The organism is Pseudomonas sp. TUM22785, from assembly GCF_028198105.1.
In the GTDB taxonomy this organism is placed as follows: domain Bacteria; phylum Pseudomonadota; class Gammaproteobacteria; order Pseudomonadales; family Pseudomonadaceae; genus Metapseudomonas; species Metapseudomonas solani.
The window spans coordinates 6188493-6204569 of the sequence record NZ_CP116239.1; the positions used below are offsets into that span (position 1 = coordinate 6188493).

Here is a 16077-nt window from a genome sequence, read left to right on the forward strand (position 1 = left end):
CAACCCGTGACCTGACCGACCGTTCAGCTTGTCGCCGCGCACCGCAATGGAGCGCGGCGATTTTCCCGAAATCCTGCTAAAAATCCCGCAAAGCCCTCTAAATCAAGCCTTTAGCGCCGTTGGCACGGATGCTGCCAATGCACTGACAGCAGTACAGATGACCGTACTGATGACCCCATTTCGGTCCCATCCCACTGTCATTGCATGGACAGCCAAGGAGGCTTTACATGAAACGCCGTCCCTTCCTGAAATCCACCCTCGCCGCCAGCGCCCTGGTACTGACCGGCCTGTTCCCCTTCACCCTGCAGGCCGCCGAGACCATCAAGGTCGGTATCCTGCATTCGCTGTCCGGCACCATGGCCATCTCCGAGACCTCGCTCAAGGACATGGCACTCATGACCATCGACGAGATCAACGCCAAGGGCGGCATCAACGGCAAGAAGCTGGAACCCGTGGTGGTCGACCCCGCCTCCAACTGGCCGCTGTTCGCCGAGAAGGCCCGCCAGCTGCTGACCAAGGACAAGGTGGACGTAGTCTTCGGCTGCTGGACCTCGGTGTCGCGCAAGTCCGTGCTGCCGGTGTTCGAGGAGCTCAACGGCCTGCTGTTCTACCCCGTGCAGTACGAGGGTGAAGAGCTCTCGCCCAACGTCTTCTACACCGGCGCGGCGCCGAACCAGCAGGCCATCCCGGCGGTGGAATACCTGATGAGCGAAGACGGCGGCGCCGCCAAGCGCTACTTCCTGCTGGGCACCGACTACGTCTACCCACGAACCACCAACAAGATCCTGCGCAGCTTCCTGCACAGCAAGGGCGTGGCGGACAAGGACATCGAAGAGGTCTACACCCCCTTCGGCCACAGCGATTACCAGACCATCGTCGCCAACATCAAGAAGTTCTCCGCCGGCGGCAAGACCGCGGTGATCTCCACCGTCAACGGCGACTCCAACGTGCCCTTCTACAAGGAGCTGGCCAACCAGGGCATCGAGGCCACCGACATCCCGGTGGTGGCCTTCTCCGTAGGCGAGGAAGAACTGCGCGGCATCGACACCAAGCCGCTGGTGGGCCAGCTGGCGGCCTGGAACTACTTCGAGTCCGTAGATAACCCGGTGAACAGCAAGTTCGTCACCGACTGGAAGGCCTACGCCAAGGCCAAGAACCTGCCCAACTACAGCACCGCCGTGACCAACGACCCCATGGAAGCCACCTACGTCGGCATCCACATGTGGGCCCAGGCGGTCGAGAAGGCCGGTACTACCGACGTCGACAAGGTCCGTGAAGCCATGGGCGGCCAGACCTTCGCCGCGCCCTCCGGCTACACCCTGACCATGGACAAGACCAACCACCACCTGCACAAGCCGGTGATGATCGGCGAGGTCCAGGAAGACGGTCAGTTCTCCGTGGTCTGGCAGACCGAAGGCCCGCTGCGCGCCCAGCCGTGGAGCCCCTTCATCCCCGGCAACGACAAGAAGCCGGACTACGCGGTGAAGAACTAAGCCGGAAGTCTTAGCCGGAGGCCTGAAGCCTGAAGCTGGAAGTCCCCCCTTCTAGCTTCCAGCTTCCAGCTTCCGGTCCCCGCCGATAACGGAGCCTCCCCTCCATGCCCACCTGCCTTTTCCGAATTTTCCTGTCCCTGGCCCTGTTGCTGCCCCTGGCGGCCCAGGCCGGTGACGCCAACGACTTCGCTGCCGCCAACCCGGGCCAGCAGGCCAAGCTGCTGGAAAGCTGGGCCGCCCAGCCCGAGGCCACGCGCCAGCCCCTGCTCGATGCCCTGCAACAGAACCGCTTTGCCGTCGACGCCAAGCTGGCCTACTTCGAACAGGACGGCACCTGGCAGGCCGCCGAGGGCGACGCCGCCCCCGCCGCCACGCCGAAGAAGCTGCGCCTGAACAACCGCCTGCGTGGCCTGCTGATCACCACCCAGGCCAGCCACCAGTTGCTCGCAGCCGAACCCGCCGCGCGCCTGGAAGCCGCCCGCCAGTTGCAGAAGAGTGCCAAGCCCGCGCAGCTGCCGCTGCTCAACCAGCGCATGGTCGCCGAGGAGGATGGCGCCGTGCGCGATGCCCTCAGCCTGGCCCTGGCCAACCTGCAACTGGTCGACCCCGACCCGGCCATCCGCCTCAATGCCGTGCGCCTGCTCGGCGAGACCGGCGACCCGCTGGCCCGCACCCGCCTCGAGGCGCTGCTCGACCCGGCGGTGGAAACCGACGCCGCCGTGCGCACCGCCGCCGAAACCAGCCTGGCCCAGGTCAAGCGCCGGCTGGCGCTGGGCGAAGTGCTCGGCCAGGCCTTCAGCGGCCTGTCCCTGGGCTCCATCCTGCTGCTCGCCGCCCTCGGCCTGGCCATCACCTTCGGCCTGCTCGGGGTGATCAACATGGCCCACGGCGAGATGCTGATGCTCGGCGCCTACTCCACCTACATCGTGCAGCTGATGTTCCAGCGCCTGGCGCCGGACCTGCTCGCCCTCTACCCGCTGGTGGCGCTGCCGGTGGCCTTCTTCGTCACCGCCGCCATCGGCATGGCCCTGGAGCGCACGGTGATCCGCCACCTCTATGGCCGCCCCCTGGAAACCCTGCTCGCCACCTGGGGCATCAGCCTGATGCTGATCCAGTTGGTGCGCGTGGTGTTCGGCGCGCAGAACGTCGAGGTGGCCAACCCGGCCTGGCTCTCCGGCGGCATCCAGGTGCTGCCCAACCTGGTGCTGCCGTACAACCGCATCGTCATCATCGGTTTCGCCCTGTTCGTGGTGGCGCTGACCTGGCTGCTGCTGAACCGCACGCGCCTGGGCCTCAACGTCCGCGCCGTCACCCAGAATCGCAACATGGCCGCCTGCTGCGGCGTGCCCACCGGCCGCGTCGACATGCTCGCCTTCGGCCTCGGCTCCGGCATCGCCGGGCTCGGCGGCGTGGCCCTGTCGCAGATCGGCAACGTCGGCCCCGACCTCGGCCAGGGCTACATCATCGATTCCTTCCTGGTGGTGGTACTCGGTGGCGTCGGCCAACTGGCCGGCAGCGTGATGGCGGCCTTCGGCCTCGGCGTGGCGAACAAGATCCTGGAGCCTTCGATCGGCGCCGTGCTGGGCAAGATCCTGATCCTCGCGCTGATCATTCTCTTCATCCAGAAACGCCCGCAGGGCCTCTTCGCACTGAAAGGACGGGTGATCGACTGATGAACCAGCCCCTGACCCTCACCGCCGCGCAGAAGGCCGGCCCGAAAGTAACCCTGGGCGTTGGCGCCCTGGTGCTGGCGGTGCTCATCGCCCTGCCGCTGCTGCACCTGCTGCCGGCCGACAACCCGCTGCAGGTCTCCGCCTACACCCTCACCCTGGTGGGCAAGATCCTCTGCTACGCCATCGTCGCCCTGGCCCTGGACCTGGTCTGGGGCTACGCCGGGCTGCTGTCCCTGGGCCACGGGCTGTTCTTCGCCCTCGGCGGCTACGCCATGGGCATGTACCTGATGCGCCAGAGCGCCGGCGACGGCCTGCCGGCCTTCATGAGCTTCCTCGCCTGGAGCGAGTTGCCCTGGTACTGGGCCGGCACCTCCAGCTTCCTCTGGGCCCTGTGCCTGGTAGTGCTCGCCCCCGGCCTGCTGGCCCTGGTGTTCGGCTTCTTCGCCTTCCGCTCGCGGATCAAGGGCGTGTACTTCTCGATCATGACCCAGGCCCTGACCTTCGCCGGCATGCTGCTGTTTTTCCGCAACGAGACCGGCTTCGGCGGCAACAACGGCTTCACCGACTTCAAGCGCATCCTCGGCTTCGACATCACCGCGCCGGGCACCCGCGCCGTGCTGTTCCTGGCCACGGTGGCGCTGCTGGTGGGCGCCCTGCTGCTCGGCTGGCGCCTGTCGAAGAGCAAGTTCGGCCGGGTGCTCACCGCCCTGCGCGACGCCGAGAACCGCCTGATGTTCTGCGGCTACGACCCGCGCGGCTACAAGCTGTTCATCTGGGTGCTGTCGGCCGTGCTCTGCGGCCTGGCCGGCGCGTTGTACGTGCCCCAGGTGGGCATCATCAACCCCAGCGAGATGTCGCCGACCAACTCCATCGAGGCCGCCGTCTGGGTGGCCCTGGGCGGGCGCGGCTCGCTCATCGGCCCGCTGCTGGGCGCCGGCCTGGTCAACGGCATGAAGAGCTGGTTCACCGTGGCCTTCCCGGAGTACTGGCTGTTCTTCCTCGGCGCCCTGTTCATCGTCGTCACCCTGTTCCTGCCCAAGGGCCTGTTCGGCCTGCTGCGCAAGGAGAAGGACCAATGAGAGCGACCCCGGTACCCGAACTCATGCTCGAACCCGCCTACGACCCCAACAGCGACGCCGGCACCGGCCGTGACGCCCTCGGCCTCGGCCAGAGCGCCGGCAAGGGCCTGAACACCCGCCACGGCACCATCCTCACGCTGGAGGACATCAGCGTCAGCTTCGATGGCTTCAAGGCGCTCAACGACCTGAACCTGTACATCGGCGTCGGCGAGCTGCGCTGCATCATCGGCCCCAACGGCGCGGGCAAGACCACGCTGATGGACGTGATCACCGGCAAGACCCGCCCCACCACCGGCAGCGCCTGGTTCGGCGAGACCCTGGACCTGACCCGCATGAGCGAGGTCGAGATCGCCCAGGCCGGCATCGGCCGCAAGTTCCAGAAGCCCACGGTGTTCGAGGCGCTCAGCGTGTTCGAGAACCTGGAACTGGCGCAGAAGACCGACAAGTCGGTGTGGGCCAGCCTGCGCGCCAGGCTCACCGGCGAGCAGCAGGACCGCATCGACGAAGTGCTCGCCACCATCCGCCTGCAGGACTCGCGACGGCGCCCGGCGGGGCTGCTGTCCCATGGCCAGAAGCAGTTCCTGGAGATCGGCATGCTGCTGATGCAGGACCCGCAACTGCTGCTGCTCGACGAACCGGTGGCCGGCATGACCGACGCCGAGACCGAATTCACCGCCGAACTGTTCAAGGGCCTGGCCGGCAAGCACTCGCTGATGGTGGTGGAGCACGACATGGGCTTCGTCGGCACCATCGCCGACCACGTCACCGTGCTGCACCAGGGGCATGTGTTGGCGGAAGGATCGCTGGCGGACGTGCAGGCGAATGAACAGGTGATCGAGGTTTATCTGGGGCGCTGACGCGCCAGCTGCAAGCTGCAAGCTGCAAGCTGCAAGCTGCAAGCTGCAAAACGATGCTGACCCGCTTTTTCTTGTGGCTTGAAGCTTGGCGCTTGAGGCTGCAGCCACTGAGGAATTCAACCGTGCTTCAAGTCCATCAGCTGCATCAATACTACGGCGGCAGCCACATCCTCCGCGGCCTGTCGTTCGAGGTGAAGGTTGGCGAGGTCACCTGCCTGCTCGGGCGCAACGGCGTGGGCAAGACCACGTTGCTGAAATGCCTGATGGGCCTGATCCCCGCGAAGGAAGGCGCGGTGAACTGGGAGGGCAAGCCGATCACCGCTTCCAAGCCGCACCAGCGCGTGCACGCCGGCATCGCCTACGTGCCCCAGGGCCGCGAGATCTTCCCGCGCCTGACGGTGGAGGAGAACCTGCTCATGGGCCTCTCCCGCTTCAGCGCCAAGGAAGCCAAGGCGGTGCCCGAGTTCATCTACGAGCTGTTCCCGGTGCTGCGGGAGATGAAGCACCGCCGCGGCGGCGACCTCTCCGGCGGCCAGCAGCAACAACTGGCCATCGGCCGCGCCCTGGCCAGCCGGCCGCGCCTGCTAATCCTCGACGAGCCCACCGAAGGCATCCAGCCCTCGGTGATCAAGGAGATCGGTGCGGTGATCCGCAAACTGGCCGAGCGCGGCGACATGGCCATCCTGCTGGTGGAGCAGTTCTACGACTTCGCCGCCGAGTTGGCCGACCAGTACCTGGTGATGAGCCGGGGCGAAATCATCCAGCAGGGGCGCGGGGAAAACATGGAAGCCGAAGGCGTGCGCGGCCTGGTGACGATCTGAGCGCAGGCCCGGCCCCGTGCACCGAATGGGTTCAGGGCACGCCTCTTGCTTTGCCCGGTCGGTCAACTATTTTGCGGATGCCTCCATAGCCATGAACCTGCCCGCCGCCCTGTTCACGCCGAGCTGGCACGCCGAGCTGGAGCTGGGCTACGCCCGCCGGGACGAACGCACCATTCCGGTGCTTCGCCGCCACCTCGGCCCCCTGAGGGTGCAAAAGCACCTCCATGCCGAGGGCCCCGAGGTGTGCCAGCACATCATCGTGCACCCGCCTGGCGGCATCGCCGGCGGTGATCGCCTGGACCTATCGGCTCGCGTCGGCGACGGCGCCTGGGCCCAGCTCACCAGCCCCGGCGCGGCCAAGTGGTACCGCGCCCGGGGCCCGGCCTTCCAGACACTGGCGCTGCGGGTCGAGGCCGGCGCCACCCTGGAATGGCTGCCCCAGGAAACCATCGTCTTCTCCGGCGCCCAGGCCGAGCTGAGCACCCGCATCGACCTGGCCGCCGACGCCCGGCTGTTCTACTGGGACGTGGTCGCCCTCGGCCGCCCCGCCGCCGGCGAGCACTTCGCAAGCGGCCACTTCCAGGCACAGCTGGATATCCGCCGCGACGGCCGCGCGCTGTGGCACGAGCGCCAGCGCATCAGCGGCGACGACGGCCTGCTCGACTCGCCCATCGGCCTCGCCGGGCAACCGGTGTTCGCCACCCTGATCGCCACCGGCCAGCTCGACCCTGAGCTGCTGGAACGCTGCCGCGAACTGCCCTCGGCGGTGCGCGGCGACCTGACCCAACTGCCCGGCCTGCTGGTGGCCCGCTGCCTGGCCAGCGAAGCCCTGCACGCGCGCGCCTGGCTGATCGACCTCTGGCGCCTGTTGCGCCCTGCCCTGCTCGGCCGCGACGCCGTGCCGCCACGAATCTGGAGTACCTGATGGACCTCACCCCAAGAGAGAAAGACAAGCTGCTGATCTTCACCGCCGGCCTGGTCGCCGAGCGGCGCCTGGCCCGTGGTGTGAAGCTCAACTACCCGGAAGCCATGGCCTACATCTCCGCCGCCCTGCTCGAAGGCGCCCGCGACGGCCGCACCGTGGCCGAGCTGATGCATTTCGGCACCACGCTGCTGGCCCGCGACCAGGTGATGGAAGGCGTGCCGGAGATGATCCCGGAGATCCAGATCGAAGCCACCTTTCCCGACGGCACCAAGCTGGTGACCGTGCACCAGCCGATTGTGTGATGGCCGCGATGAACAACGAGATCCGTGACGCCAGCGAAGCCGACCTGCCCGGCATCCTGGCCATCTACAACGCCGCCGTGGAGCACACCACGGCGATCTGGAACGAAAACCTGGTGGACCTGGCCAACCGCCGTGCCTGGCTGGCCGAACGCAGCGGCGCCGGCTTCCCGGTGCTGGTAGCGCGTGACGCTGCCGGCGAGGTGGTCGGCTATGCCAGCTATGGCGCCTGGCGGCCCCATGACGGCTACAAGCACACCGTCGAGCACTCGGTCTACGTGCGTGCCGATCAGCGCGGCAAGGGCCTCGGCCCGCAGTTGATGCAGGCACTGATCGAACGCGCCCGATCAGCCGGGCTGCACGTGATGGTGGGGGCCATCGAATCCGAGAACAACGCCTCCATCCGCCTGCACCAGCGCCTCGGCTTCGCCATCACCGGCCAGATGCCCCAGGTCGGTCGCAAGTTCGGCCGCTGGCTGGACCTCACCTTCATGCAACTCATCCTGGAGTGACTTCCATGATTCCCGGCGAATACCAGATCCAGGACGGCGAGATCGAACTCAACGCCGGCCGCCGCACCCTGACCCTGAGCGTGGCCAACACCGGCGACAGGCCGATCCAGGTCGGCTCGCACTACCACTTCTTCGAAACCAACGACGCCCTCGCCTTCGACCGCGACGCCGCCCGCGGCATGCGCCTGAACATCCCGGCCGGCACCGCCGTGCGCTTCGAGCCGGGCCAGAGCCGCGAGGTGGAACTGGTGGACCTCGCCGGCCTGCGCCGGGTGTTCGGCTTTGCCGGAAGGGTGATGGGCGATCTTTGATAGAGCGCTGAAAGCCGGAAGCTCGAAGCTGGAAGCGGACCGCGCCGGCTGATGCTTCCAGCTTCTGGCTTCAAGCTTCCAGCTATTCGGGAACCGAGATATGAAAATCAGCAGAAAGGCATATTCCGACATGTTCGGCCCCACCGTCGGCGACAAGGTGCGCCTGGCCGACACCGAGCTGTGGATCGAGGTGGAGAAGGACTTCACCACCTATGGCGAGGAGGTGAAGTTCGGCGGCGGCAAGGTGATCCGCGACGGCATGGGCCAGGGCCAGCTGCTGGCGGCCGAGGTGGTCGACACGCTGATCACCAACGCGCTGATCATCGACCACTGGGGCATCGTCAAGGCTGACGTCGGCCTCAAGGACGGGCGCATCGCGGCCATCGGCAAGGCCGGCAACCCGGACATCCAGCCCGACGTCACCATCGCCATCGGCGCCAGCACCGAGGTGATCGCCGGCGAGGGCATGATCCTCACCGCCGGCGGCATCGACACCCATATCCACTTCATCTGCCCGCAGCAGATCGAAGAGGCGCTCATGAGCGGTGTCACCACCATGATCGGCGGCGGCACCGGGCCGGCCACCGGAACCAACGCCACCACCTGCACCTCTGGCCCCTGGCACATGGCGCGCATGCTCCAGGCCGCCGACGCCTTCCCGATGAACATCGGCTTCACCGGCAAGGGCAACGCCTCGCTGCCGGAACCGCTGATCGAGCAGGTCAGGGCCGGCGCCATTGGCCTCAAGCTGCACGAGGATTGGGGTACCACCCCGGCCGCCATCGACAACTGCCTGAGCGTGGCCGACCAGTACGACGTGCAGGTGGCGATCCACACCGACACCCTCAACGAATCCGGCTTCGTCGAAACCACCCTGGGCGCCTTCAAGGGCCGCACCATCCACACCTACCACACCGAAGGTGCGGGGGGCGGCCACGCGCCGGACATCATCAAGGCCTGCGGTTTCGCCAACGTGCTGCCCAGCTCCACCAACCCGACGCGGCCCTTCACCCGCAACACCATCGACGAGCACCTGGACATGCTCATGGTCTGCCACCACCTGGACCCGAGCATCGCCGAGGACGTGGCCTTCGCCGAAAGCCGCATCCGCCGCGAGACCATCGCCGCCGAAGACATCCTCCACGACCTCGGCGCGTTCTCGATGATCAGCTCCGACAGCCAGGCCATGGGCCGTGTGGGCGAGGTGATCACCCGCACCTGGCAGACCGCCGACAAGATGCACAAGCAGCGCGGCCCGTTGGAAGGCGACGGTGCCGGCAACAGCAACTTCCGGGTCAAGCGCTACATCGCCAAGTACACCATCAACCCGGCCATCACCCACGGCATCAGCCATGAGGTGGGCTCCATCGAAGTGGGCAAGTGGGCCGACCTGGTGCTCTGGCGCCCGGCCTTCTTCGGCGTGAAGCCGACGCTGATCCTCAAGGGCGGGGCCATCGCCGCCAGCCTGATGGGCGACGCCAACGCCTCGATCCCCACCCCGCAACCGGTGCACTACCGCCCGATGTTCGCCAGCTACGCCGGCAGCCGCCACGCCACCAGCCTGACCTTCATCAGCCAGGCCGCGCTGGAGGCCGGCGTGCCCGAGCAGCTCGGCCTGAAGAAACGCATCGCCGTGGTCAAGGGCTGCCGCACCGTGCAGAAGAAGGACCTGATCCACAACGACTACACCCCGGACATCGACGTGGACCCGCAAACCTACCAGGTGAAAGCCGACGGCCAGCTGCTCTGGTGCGAACCCGCCGAGGTGCTGCCGATGGCGCAGCGGTATTTCCTGTTCTGAGGCTTGCGCCCATCCCCCCTTGCCGCCACGGCGGGGGGATGAGCGCCCTGTGCTAGGATTTCGCCATTTCCCCGCACCGGGAGCCCGCCATGCCCCAGCCTCGCCCCGCCCTCCCCGACGCCTTGCTCAAGCTCTCGCCCGCTGAACGCATCCAGTTGGCCGAAGACCTCTGGGACAGCGTCGCCCACCCGGAAAACCTTCCGCCCTTGACCGACGAGGAACGTCGCGAAATCGACCGGCGCCTGGCCGCCCACGACGCGGCCCCGGAAACCGCCATCGACTGGGAAGACGTGCGCAAACGGCTCTGGTCCGGCCAGGCGTGAAGGTCAGGTTCCGCCCAGAGGCCGAACGCGAGCTGATACAGGCCCGCGATTGGTATGCCGCCTGCGCCCCCGGCCTGGGCCGCGAATTCCTCGGGGCGCTCGATACCTGCCTGGAAGGAATCCTGCTTTATCCCCAGGCCCACCCTCTCCTACACGGCGAAGTCCGCCGCGCCCTGTTCCGGCAATTTCCCTACAGCCTGACCTTTCGTGTCGAAACGGACGGCATCCTGGTGATTTCTTGCAGGCATTACCGACAAAAGCCCATTTCCCGGGGCTGAGCGCCCCTCCAGAATTGACTCGATGGCAATTTGCCGTGTCGTGAACTCCCCCACGCAATGCCTTGTTACGAAACGCTATAGTCAGCCAGCTACACCGTCGGTGTAGGACAAGGCCTTGCCACGAAGACGAGAGTGCCGCTCAGCGCGGCCAAATAAAGGGAGTTTGTTATGGAATGGTATTTGAAGTGCATCAAGCAGCATTACTTCGACTTTAACGGCCGCGCTCGTCGCAAGGAGTACTGGATGTTCACCCTGGTGAACGTCGTGATCTCCGTCGTGCTGTCCGTGGTCCTGGGCATGATCAACGAGAACCTGGCCCTGCTGGCCAACCTGTACAGCCTCGCCGTGCTGCTGCCGGCCCTGGGCGTCACCGCGCGTCGCCTGCACGACATCGGCAAGAGCGGCTGGTGGATGCTGATCGCCCTGGTTCCGATCCTCGGCGGCCTGTACCTGCTGTTCCTGCTGGTTCAGGACAGCGTGCCGGAGACCAACGCCTACGGCCCCAACCCCAAGGCCTGATGGGTCAGGTTCCCGTCGCCCTGACGGGAACCTCAGGGACAGATGCCTGTCCCAGCGCAGTGGCCGGGAGTTCCCCCGGCCATGCCCACGGATGATCAGGAACGCCACAGGATGTCCGATACCCCGCTTCCCCGCCTCAAGGGCGGTCTCTTCGCCCTGATCGGCATCGCGCTGCTCGCTGCGATGGCCATACAGACCTCTTCCCGCGTGGGATTCCTGCAGTCGGCCCTGGAGGCAGACGGCAGCGTCGTCGCGCTCAATGCCGGCGGCTCCCACCCGGAAATCGAATTCACCGACGGCACCGGTACGCGCATCTCCTACCCCCAGGGGGGCTGGATCTACGGCTACCAGGTCGGCATGCCGGTGAAGGTGCACTACCAGGCCGACGCTCCGGCCACCTCGGCCGTGGTCGATGACTTCGGCGCTCTCTGGGGCACCTCGGCCTTCCTCGGCCTGCTGGGCTCCATCTTCACGGTCACCGGACTGATGACCCTCTTCAGGCGCCCCCGCTACGACATCGCCTGAACCGCACAAGGAAGCCGCAATGCCCAAGATGCCCATCCCCCTGCCCGTCAACCCGAGCCGTTGGGGCTATGTCACCGCCAGTGGCGGTGGCCTGACGGTCGCCTTCGTCGCCGGCGGTGGCGGCTCCATCACCTTGCGTTCGCCCTCGGGGGAGAACGTCGCCCTGCGCTATGGCGGCCTCGGTGCCGGCGTGGGCTTCGGCGCCAAGCTGCCGCGCTTCGGCAAGGTGGATATCAAGATCAAGGGCAAGAGCGTCGGTGGTACCGGTGCGGCGGAAGCCTTCCCCAGTGACGGCGCGGTCTTCGTGGCGGACGACCTGGTGGACCGCGACCTCACCCGTGACGACATCACCGGCCCCTGCATGTATGTGGAAGTGAACGCGGGCGTCGCCGTCGGCGTGGCCGGCACGGCGATGCTGTTCGGCCTGGACGCCAAGCTGCTGGCTGCGGTGATGCTGATGAACGCGAGCCCGGTGACCAGCCTCACCGTCTCGCCGATGCTGACCCGCCAACTGATGCAGTCGGCGCGCGGCGCCCTGCTGATGGGTGGCGCCAACCTGGGCATCCAGGCCGGTGCCGGCGGTGCGGTCTATATCGGCGCGCTGTTCTGATCCGCGTCTAACGCATCAGCGCAACTGGCTGTCCTTGCTGCCCCGGCGGTTGTAGCCCGCGTGGCTGGACTGCTCGCGGTCGTGCTCGCTCTGGCAGGTGATGCACAGGCGCACGCCCGGTACGGCCTCGCGCCGTGCCTGGGGGATGATGGCGTCGCATTCTTCGCAGTGCGTCAGGCTCTCGCCCTTGGGCAACTGGCTGCGCGCCCGCTGGATGGCGTCTTCGATGGTGCTGTCGATCTGTTCCTGTACGGCACCGTCTCCCGCCCAACCACTGGCCATGTCGACCTCCCGATCTCATTCCGCTCATTGGAAGGTTATGGGGGCGGCGGGCGGCCTTTTGCAAGGCCGCGGGCCGGTGGGCGACAAGTGGAGGTCGTTCCGGGCTATTCCTTCACGTCCATGTATTCCCGCGCCCAGATGATGTAGTCCTCGGGCAGGGTGTACTTGTGGGTCAGCTCGGTGGCGCTCAGCTCGGAGGCGGCGGTGTCGATCTGGCGCTGCTCGCGCAGGCAGTCGTAGGTGGCCTTGATGGCGGCGAAGTAGGCCGCGTGGCCGTTGACCACGATGCGCACGCCGAGGTCGGCCAGGCGCTGGTTGTCGCGCAGCTGCGGGTTGCCGTAGGTGACCAGCATCAGCGGCACGCTGAGGTGCGAAGCGATGGTTTCCAGGTGCTCGAAGTCGGTGACGCCGACCATGCAGATGCCATCGGCGCCGGCGGCCTGGTAGGCCTTGGTGCGGGTGATCACTTCCTCGGTGGTCAGCACGCCGGCGTGGGTCCGAGCGATGATCGCCAGGTCCGGGTCGACGCGGGCTTCCAGGGCCGCGCGAATCTTGCCGACGCCTTCCTCGACGCTGATCAGGTCGGTGGACTTGCGCCCGAACTGGGCCGGCAGCAGCGTGTCCTCGATGGTCAGCGCGGCGATGCCGGCACGCTCCAGCTCGACCACGGTGCGCATCACGTTTAGTGCGTTGCCGTAGCCGTGGTCGGCGTCGGCGATCACCGGCAGGCGGCTGACGCGACCGATGCGCACGGCCTGCTCGACGAACTCGCTGAGGGTGATCAGCGCGAAGTCGGGGGCGGCCAGTACCTGCAGCGAGGCGACCGAGCCACCGAGGATGCCGACTTCGAAGCCGAGGTCGGCGGCGATGCGGGCGGACATGGGGTCGAAGACGGACGCGGTGTGATAGCAGGTCTTCGAGTTCAACAGCGCACGAAAGGCCGTGCGCAACTCGTGGTGAGAGGCTCTTCGCATTAGAGGTTCCAAAACGGCAGGTGCGGATGGTTGAGACACAGGGATGCAAGTATCGCACCCTCGGTCACATTGTCCGACAGCAATGGCAGCAAGGTTACAGATTCTAGCCTTCCAGGCTTTCAGTTGCCTTTAGCCGAACGGGCCTCCAATCGGCTGTAGGCGCAATCTGTATTCAGTGACGCGTTGCCACACTGGGTTCACCTTTGCATCCGGCGCGTCTACATTGCGCGCCCCGGCGAACGAATCGCGGGATGATTCACCAAGGAGAATGACGTGAAACACAGCTTCAAGATGATCGCAGGCCTGCTGTCCGTACTGGCCATCGCCGGCTGCACCGGCACCCCGATGAAGACCCAGAACCTCGACAGCAGCCAATACACCGTGATCGGCCACAGCGAGGCCAGCGCCACCGGCCTGCTGGTCGTCGGCCTGATTCCGGTCCAGCAGAACAATCGCTTCATCCGGGCCCAGAACGCCGCGATCAAGGCCAAGGGCGGTGACGCGATGATCAACACCCAGATCCAGGAAGACTGGTTCTGGGCCTGGGTCCTGACCGGCTACACCACCACCGTTTCCGGTGACGTGGTCAAGCTGAACAGCAGCCACTAAGCCGTTCGCGAGGGCCGCCCGGCCCTCGCTCCCACCGCTCCGGAACCCGCCGCATGCCGGACCTGATTACCTACGCCAGCCTGTTCCTCATCGCCTTCGGCGCCGCCACCCTGCTGCCACTGCAATCGGAAGCGGTGCTGGCCGGGCTGCTGCTCGCGGGTGGCCAGCCGCTGTGGGCATTGTTGCTGGTGGCGACGCTGGGCAACGTGCTCGGCTCCCTGGTGAACTGGGTGCTCGGCCGGTTCCTGGCGGACTTCCGCCACAAGAAGTGGTTTCCCGTGTCCGAATCCGCCATCGAGCGGGCGCAGGCCACCTATCGCCGCTACGGGCGCTGGACCCTGTTGCTGTCGTGGCTGCCGGTGATCGGCGACCCGCTGACCCTGGTGGCCGGGCTGATGCGCGAGTCGCCCTGGGTGTTCCTGCTGCTGGTGACCCTGGCCAAGGCCGGCCGCTACCTGGCGGTGGCGGCGCTGACCCTGGGCCTGGCCTGAGGCTATTTCTTCTTCAGGCAGTCGCTGAGGAAGGCCTTGCGCTCATCGCCCTTGAGGGCCTTCTCGCTGGCGGTCTTGTTGCAGCTGATCATCTTCTCCTGCTGGGTCGCCTTGAGGCAGTTGCTCATGAAGGTCTTGCGCGCATCGCCCTTGAGTTCCTGGGCGGTGGCCTCGGCGTTGCAGCTCTTCATCTTCTCCTGCTGGGTCGCGGCGAAACCCTGGCTGGCGGCCAGCAACGCGAGTACGAGCAGGGGCAGGCGGATCGACTTCATGGGTGGTCTCCCGGGTGGTCCATGGGGGCATGACGAAGCGTCGACTGGAGTCTAGCCACTGCGACGAACTGCGCCTCGCCGCCTGAGCAAAGCGCCTTCGGCTCGCGTACACTGCGCGGCCGTTTTTTCCACCGGACTTCTCGCGCCATGAGCAACTTCACCGCAGCCCGTGCCCTGGGCATCGACTTCGGCACCTCCAACTCCACCGTCGGCTGGTGGCGCCCGGACGTGGAGCCGCTGATCGCACTGGAAGACGGCAAGATCACCCTGCCCTCGGTGATCTTCTTCAACATCGAAGAGCGCCGCCCGGTCTATGGCCGCCTGGCCCTGCACGAGTACCTGGAAGGCTACGAAGGCCGCCTGATGCGCTCGCTGAAGAGCCTGCTGGGCTCCACGCTGCTGAAGAGCGAGACCACCGTGCTGGGCAGCGCCATGCCCTTCAAGGACCTGCTGGGCCTGTTCATCGGCGAGCTGAAGAAGCGTGCCGAGGCGCTCGCCGGCCATGAGTTCGACCAGGTGGTGCTGGGCCGCCCGGTGTTCTTCGTCGACGACGACCCGGCCGCCGACCAGGAAGCCCAGGCGACCCTGGTGGCCGTGGCCAACAAGCTCGGCTTCAAGGACGTCTCCTTCCAGTTCGAACCCATCGCCGCCGCCTTCGACTACGAGCGCAGCATCGAGCGCGAAGAGCTGGTGCTGATCGTCGACATCGGCGGGGGTACGTCCGACTTCTCCCTGGTGCGCCTGTCCCCCGAGCGTCGCGACGTGGCCGACCGCCAGGGCGACATCCTCGCCACCGGCGGCGTGCACGTGGGCGGCACCGACTTCGACAAGCAGCTCAGCCTGCAAGGCGTGATGCCGCAATTCGGCTACGGCAGCCGCATGAAGAGCGATGCCCTCATGCCCACCAGCTACCACCTCAACCTCGCCACCTGGCACACCATCAACGCCGTCTATGCGCAGAAGTCGCAGCTGTCGCTGAAGAACATGCGCTACGACATCGTCGACACCCGTGGCATCGACCGCCTGTTCCGCCTGATCGAGCAACGCGCCGGGCACTGGCTGGCGATGCAGGTGGAAGACAGCAAGATCGAGCTGACCGAAGCGCGTCACCGCGTGATCGACCTCGAACGCATCGAGCCGGGCCTGCGCGTGGAACTGACCCGCCACCTGTTCGAAGACGCCATCGAGCCGCTGCTGCAGCGCATCCGCGACAGCGTCACGCGCCTGCTGGCCGATGCCGGCATCGGCGTGGAACAGGTGGACACGGTGTTCTTCACCGGCGGTTCCAGCGGCATCCCCGCCCTGCGTGACAGCGTCGCCGCCCTGCTGCCCAATGCCCGCCATGTCGAAGGCAACACCTTCGGCAGCATCGGCAGCGGCCTGGCCATCGAGGCGCGCAAACGCTACGGCTGAGCCGGACGTC

21 protein-coding genes are annotated in these 16077 nt (G+C 66.6%); 18 read left to right on the top strand and 3 right to left on the bottom strand.

Annotation, left to right across the window (positions count from 1 at the left end; translation table 11 throughout):
* The first annotated feature begins 227 nt into the window (after window positions 1–227).
* The 15 genes from urtA to PI990_RS28205 all read left to right on the top strand — a co-directional run bounded on the left by urtA (window position 228) and on the right by PI990_RS28205 (window position 12026).
* Window positions 228–1493, top strand: coding sequence for an urea ABC transporter substrate-binding protein (gene urtA, locus PI990_RS28135; protein ID WP_021222389.1), 1266 nt, complete (start codon window positions 228–230; stop codon window positions 1491–1493).
* Between the two features lie 104 nt (window positions 1494–1597).
* Window positions 1598–3166, top strand: a complete 1569-nt coding sequence (gene urtB / locus PI990_RS28140) for an urea ABC transporter permease subunit UrtB (protein WP_271659142.1) — start codon at window positions 1598–1600, stop codon at window positions 3164–3166.
* Entirely contained in the window at window positions 3166–4245 is a 1080-nt protein-coding gene (gene urtC, locus PI990_RS28145) for an urea ABC transporter permease subunit UrtC (protein WP_271659143.1), read from the top strand. The genes urtB and urtC overlap by 1 nt, the downstream gene beginning before the upstream one ends.
* Entirely contained in the window at window positions 4242–5102 is an 861-nt protein-coding gene (gene urtD, locus PI990_RS28150) for an urea ABC transporter ATP-binding protein UrtD (RefSeq protein WP_271659144.1), read from the top strand. Before urtC ends, urtD begins: the two co-directional genes overlap by 4 nt.
* Before the next feature lie 122 nt (window positions 5103–5224).
* Window positions 5225–5923: an urea ABC transporter ATP-binding subunit UrtE gene (gene urtE / locus PI990_RS28155; RefSeq protein ID WP_271659145.1), complete on the top strand. Its 699-nt coding sequence runs from the start codon at window positions 5225–5227 to the stop codon at window positions 5921–5923.
* 91 nt (window positions 5924–6014) lie between these two features.
* Window positions 6015–6848: an urease accessory protein UreD gene (locus PI990_RS28160; RefSeq protein ID WP_021222394.1), complete on the top strand. Its 834-nt coding sequence runs from the start codon at window positions 6015–6017 to the stop codon at window positions 6846–6848.
* Window positions 6848–7150 carry an urease subunit gamma gene (gene ureA, locus PI990_RS28165; RefSeq protein ID WP_021222395.1) on the top strand — a complete coding sequence of 101 codons (303 nt, stop codon included), beginning with the start codon at window positions 6848–6850 and terminating at the stop codon, window positions 7148–7150. Before PI990_RS28160 ends, ureA begins: the two co-directional genes overlap by 1 nt.
* Window positions 7151–7158: 8 nt before the next feature.
* Entirely contained in the window at window positions 7159–7659 is a 501-nt protein-coding gene (locus PI990_RS28170) for a GNAT family N-acetyltransferase (protein ID WP_271659146.1), read from the top strand.
* A gap of 5 nt (window positions 7660–7664) precedes the next feature.
* Entirely contained in the window at window positions 7665–7970 is a 306-nt protein-coding gene (locus PI990_RS28175) for an urease subunit beta (RefSeq protein WP_271659147.1), read from the top strand.
* Window positions 7971–8070: 100 nt separating this feature from the next.
* Window positions 8071–9771 carry an urease subunit alpha gene (gene ureC / locus PI990_RS28180; RefSeq protein WP_271659148.1) on the top strand — a complete coding sequence of 567 codons (1701 nt, stop codon included), beginning with the start codon at window positions 8071–8073 and terminating at the stop codon, window positions 9769–9771.
* 89 nt (window positions 9772–9860) lie between these two features.
* Window positions 9861–10094, top strand: a complete 234-nt coding sequence (locus tag PI990_RS28185; protein ID WP_271659149.1) for an addiction module protein — start codon at window positions 9861–9863, stop codon at window positions 10092–10094.
* A complete protein-coding gene (locus PI990_RS28190) occupies window positions 10091–10372 on the top strand; it encodes a type II toxin-antitoxin system RelE/ParE family toxin (protein ID WP_271659150.1) in 282 nt (93 codons plus the stop codon). Before PI990_RS28185 ends, PI990_RS28190 begins: the two co-directional genes overlap by 4 nt.
* Window positions 10373–10540: 168 nt before the next feature.
* Entirely contained in the window at window positions 10541–10891 is a 351-nt protein-coding gene (locus PI990_RS28195; RefSeq protein ID WP_021222400.1) for a DUF805 domain-containing protein, read from the top strand.
* Between the two features lie 111 nt (window positions 10892–11002).
* Window positions 11003–11416, top strand: a complete 414-nt coding sequence (locus tag PI990_RS28200) for a DUF3592 domain-containing protein (protein ID WP_021222401.1) — start codon at window positions 11003–11005, stop codon at window positions 11414–11416.
* A 19-nt stretch (window positions 11417–11435) separates the two neighbouring features.
* Window positions 11436–12026 (top strand): hypothetical protein, encoded by a 591-nt coding sequence (locus PI990_RS28205; RefSeq protein ID WP_265169867.1) that lies wholly within the window; start codon window positions 11436–11438, stop codon window positions 12024–12026.
* Window positions 12027–12041: 15 nt separating this feature from the next.
* Here PI990_RS28205 and PI990_RS28210 read toward each other — a convergent pair whose 3' ends face one another.
* Entirely contained in the window at window positions 12042–12308 is a 267-nt protein-coding gene (locus PI990_RS28210) for a DksA/TraR family C4-type zinc finger protein (RefSeq protein WP_184492216.1), read from the bottom strand.
* A 104-nt stretch (window positions 12309–12412) separates the two neighbouring features.
* The gene (locus tag PI990_RS28215) at window positions 12413–13282 is read right to left on the bottom strand and encodes an isocitrate lyase/PEP mutase family protein (RefSeq protein WP_043243596.1); all 870 of its coding nucleotides are present in this window, start codon (window positions 13280–13282) and stop codon (window positions 12413–12415) included.
* A 291-nt stretch (window positions 13283–13573) separates the two neighbouring features.
* Here PI990_RS28215 and PI990_RS28220 point away from each other — a divergent pair, with 291 nt between their 5' ends.
* Both PI990_RS28220 and PI990_RS28225 read left to right on the top strand, forming a co-directional pair.
* A complete protein-coding gene (locus PI990_RS28220) occupies window positions 13574–13891 on the top strand; it encodes a hypothetical protein (protein WP_374981957.1) in 318 nt (105 codons plus the stop codon).
* A 53-nt stretch (window positions 13892–13944) separates the two neighbouring features.
* Window positions 13945–14382 (top strand): YqaA family protein, encoded by a 438-nt coding sequence (locus PI990_RS28225; protein WP_043243591.1) that lies wholly within the window; start codon window positions 13945–13947, stop codon window positions 14380–14382.
* A 2-nt stretch (window positions 14383–14384) separates the two neighbouring features.
* Here the strand turns inward: PI990_RS28225 and PI990_RS28230 are convergent, their stop codons facing one another.
* Window positions 14385–14654 carry a PsiF family protein gene (locus tag PI990_RS28230; RefSeq protein ID WP_021222407.1) on the bottom strand — a complete coding sequence of 90 codons (270 nt, stop codon included), beginning with the start codon at window positions 14652–14654 and terminating at the stop codon, window positions 14385–14387.
* 147 nt (window positions 14655–14801) lie between these two features.
* Here PI990_RS28230 and PI990_RS28235 point away from each other — a divergent pair, with 147 nt between their 5' ends.
* The gene (locus PI990_RS28235) at window positions 14802–16067 is read left to right on the top strand and encodes an Hsp70 family protein (RefSeq protein ID WP_021222408.1); all 1266 of its coding nucleotides are present in this window, start codon (window positions 14802–14804) and stop codon (window positions 16065–16067) included.
* Window positions 16068–16077 lie beyond the last annotated feature (10 nt).

Coding starts and splice junctions, on each gene's coding strand:
- urtA (WP_021222389.1), top strand. CDS start 228: ATGAAACGCCGTCCCTTCCTGAAATCCACCCTCGCCGCCAGCGCCCTG.
- urtB (WP_271659142.1), top strand. CDS start 1,598: ATGCCCACCTGCCTTTTCCGAATTTTCCTGTCCCTGGCCCTGTTGCTG.
- urtC (WP_271659143.1), top strand. CDS start 3,166: ATGAACCAGCCCCTGACCCTCACCGCCGCGCAGAAGGCCGGCCCGAAA.
- urtD (WP_271659144.1), top strand. CDS start 4,242: ATGAGAGCGACCCCGGTACCCGAACTCATGCTCGAACCCGCCTACGAC.
- PI990_RS28160 (WP_021222394.1), top strand. CDS start 6,015: ATGAACCTGCCCGCCGCCCTGTTCACGCCGAGCTGGCACGCCGAGCTG.
- ureA (WP_021222395.1), top strand. CDS start 6,848: ATGGACCTCACCCCAAGAGAGAAAGACAAGCTGCTGATCTTCACCGCC.
- PI990_RS28170 (WP_271659146.1), top strand. CDS start 7,159: ATGAACAACGAGATCCGTGACGCCAGCGAAGCCGACCTGCCCGGCATC.
- PI990_RS28175 (WP_271659147.1), top strand. CDS start 7,665: ATGATTCCCGGCGAATACCAGATCCAGGACGGCGAGATCGAACTCAAC.
- ureC (WP_271659148.1), top strand. CDS start 8,071: ATGAAAATCAGCAGAAAGGCATATTCCGACATGTTCGGCCCCACCGTC.
- PI990_RS28185 (WP_271659149.1), top strand. CDS start 9,861: ATGCCCCAGCCTCGCCCCGCCCTCCCCGACGCCTTGCTCAAGCTCTCG.
- PI990_RS28195 (WP_021222400.1), top strand. CDS start 10,541: ATGGAATGGTATTTGAAGTGCATCAAGCAGCATTACTTCGACTTTAAC.
- PI990_RS28200 (WP_021222401.1), top strand. CDS start 11,003: ATGTCCGATACCCCGCTTCCCCGCCTCAAGGGCGGTCTCTTCGCCCTG.
- PI990_RS28205 (WP_265169867.1), top strand. CDS start 11,436: ATGCCCAAGATGCCCATCCCCCTGCCCGTCAACCCGAGCCGTTGGGGC.
- PI990_RS28210 (WP_184492216.1), bottom strand. CDS start 12,308: ATGGCCAGTGGTTGGGCGGGAGACGGTGCCGTACAGGAACAGATCGAC.
- PI990_RS28215 (WP_043243596.1), bottom strand. CDS start 13,282: ATGCGAAGAGCCTCTCACCACGAGTTGCGCACGGCCTTTCGTGCGCTG.
- PI990_RS28220 (WP_374981957.1), top strand. CDS start 13,574: ATGATCGCAGGCCTGCTGTCCGTACTGGCCATCGCCGGCTGCACCGGC.
- PI990_RS28225 (WP_043243591.1), top strand. CDS start 13,945: ATGCCGGACCTGATTACCTACGCCAGCCTGTTCCTCATCGCCTTCGGC.
- PI990_RS28230 (WP_021222407.1), bottom strand. CDS start 14,654: ATGAAGTCGATCCGCCTGCCCCTGCTCGTACTCGCGTTGCTGGCCGCC.
- PI990_RS28235 (WP_021222408.1), top strand. CDS start 14,802: ATGAGCAACTTCACCGCAGCCCGTGCCCTGGGCATCGACTTCGGCACC.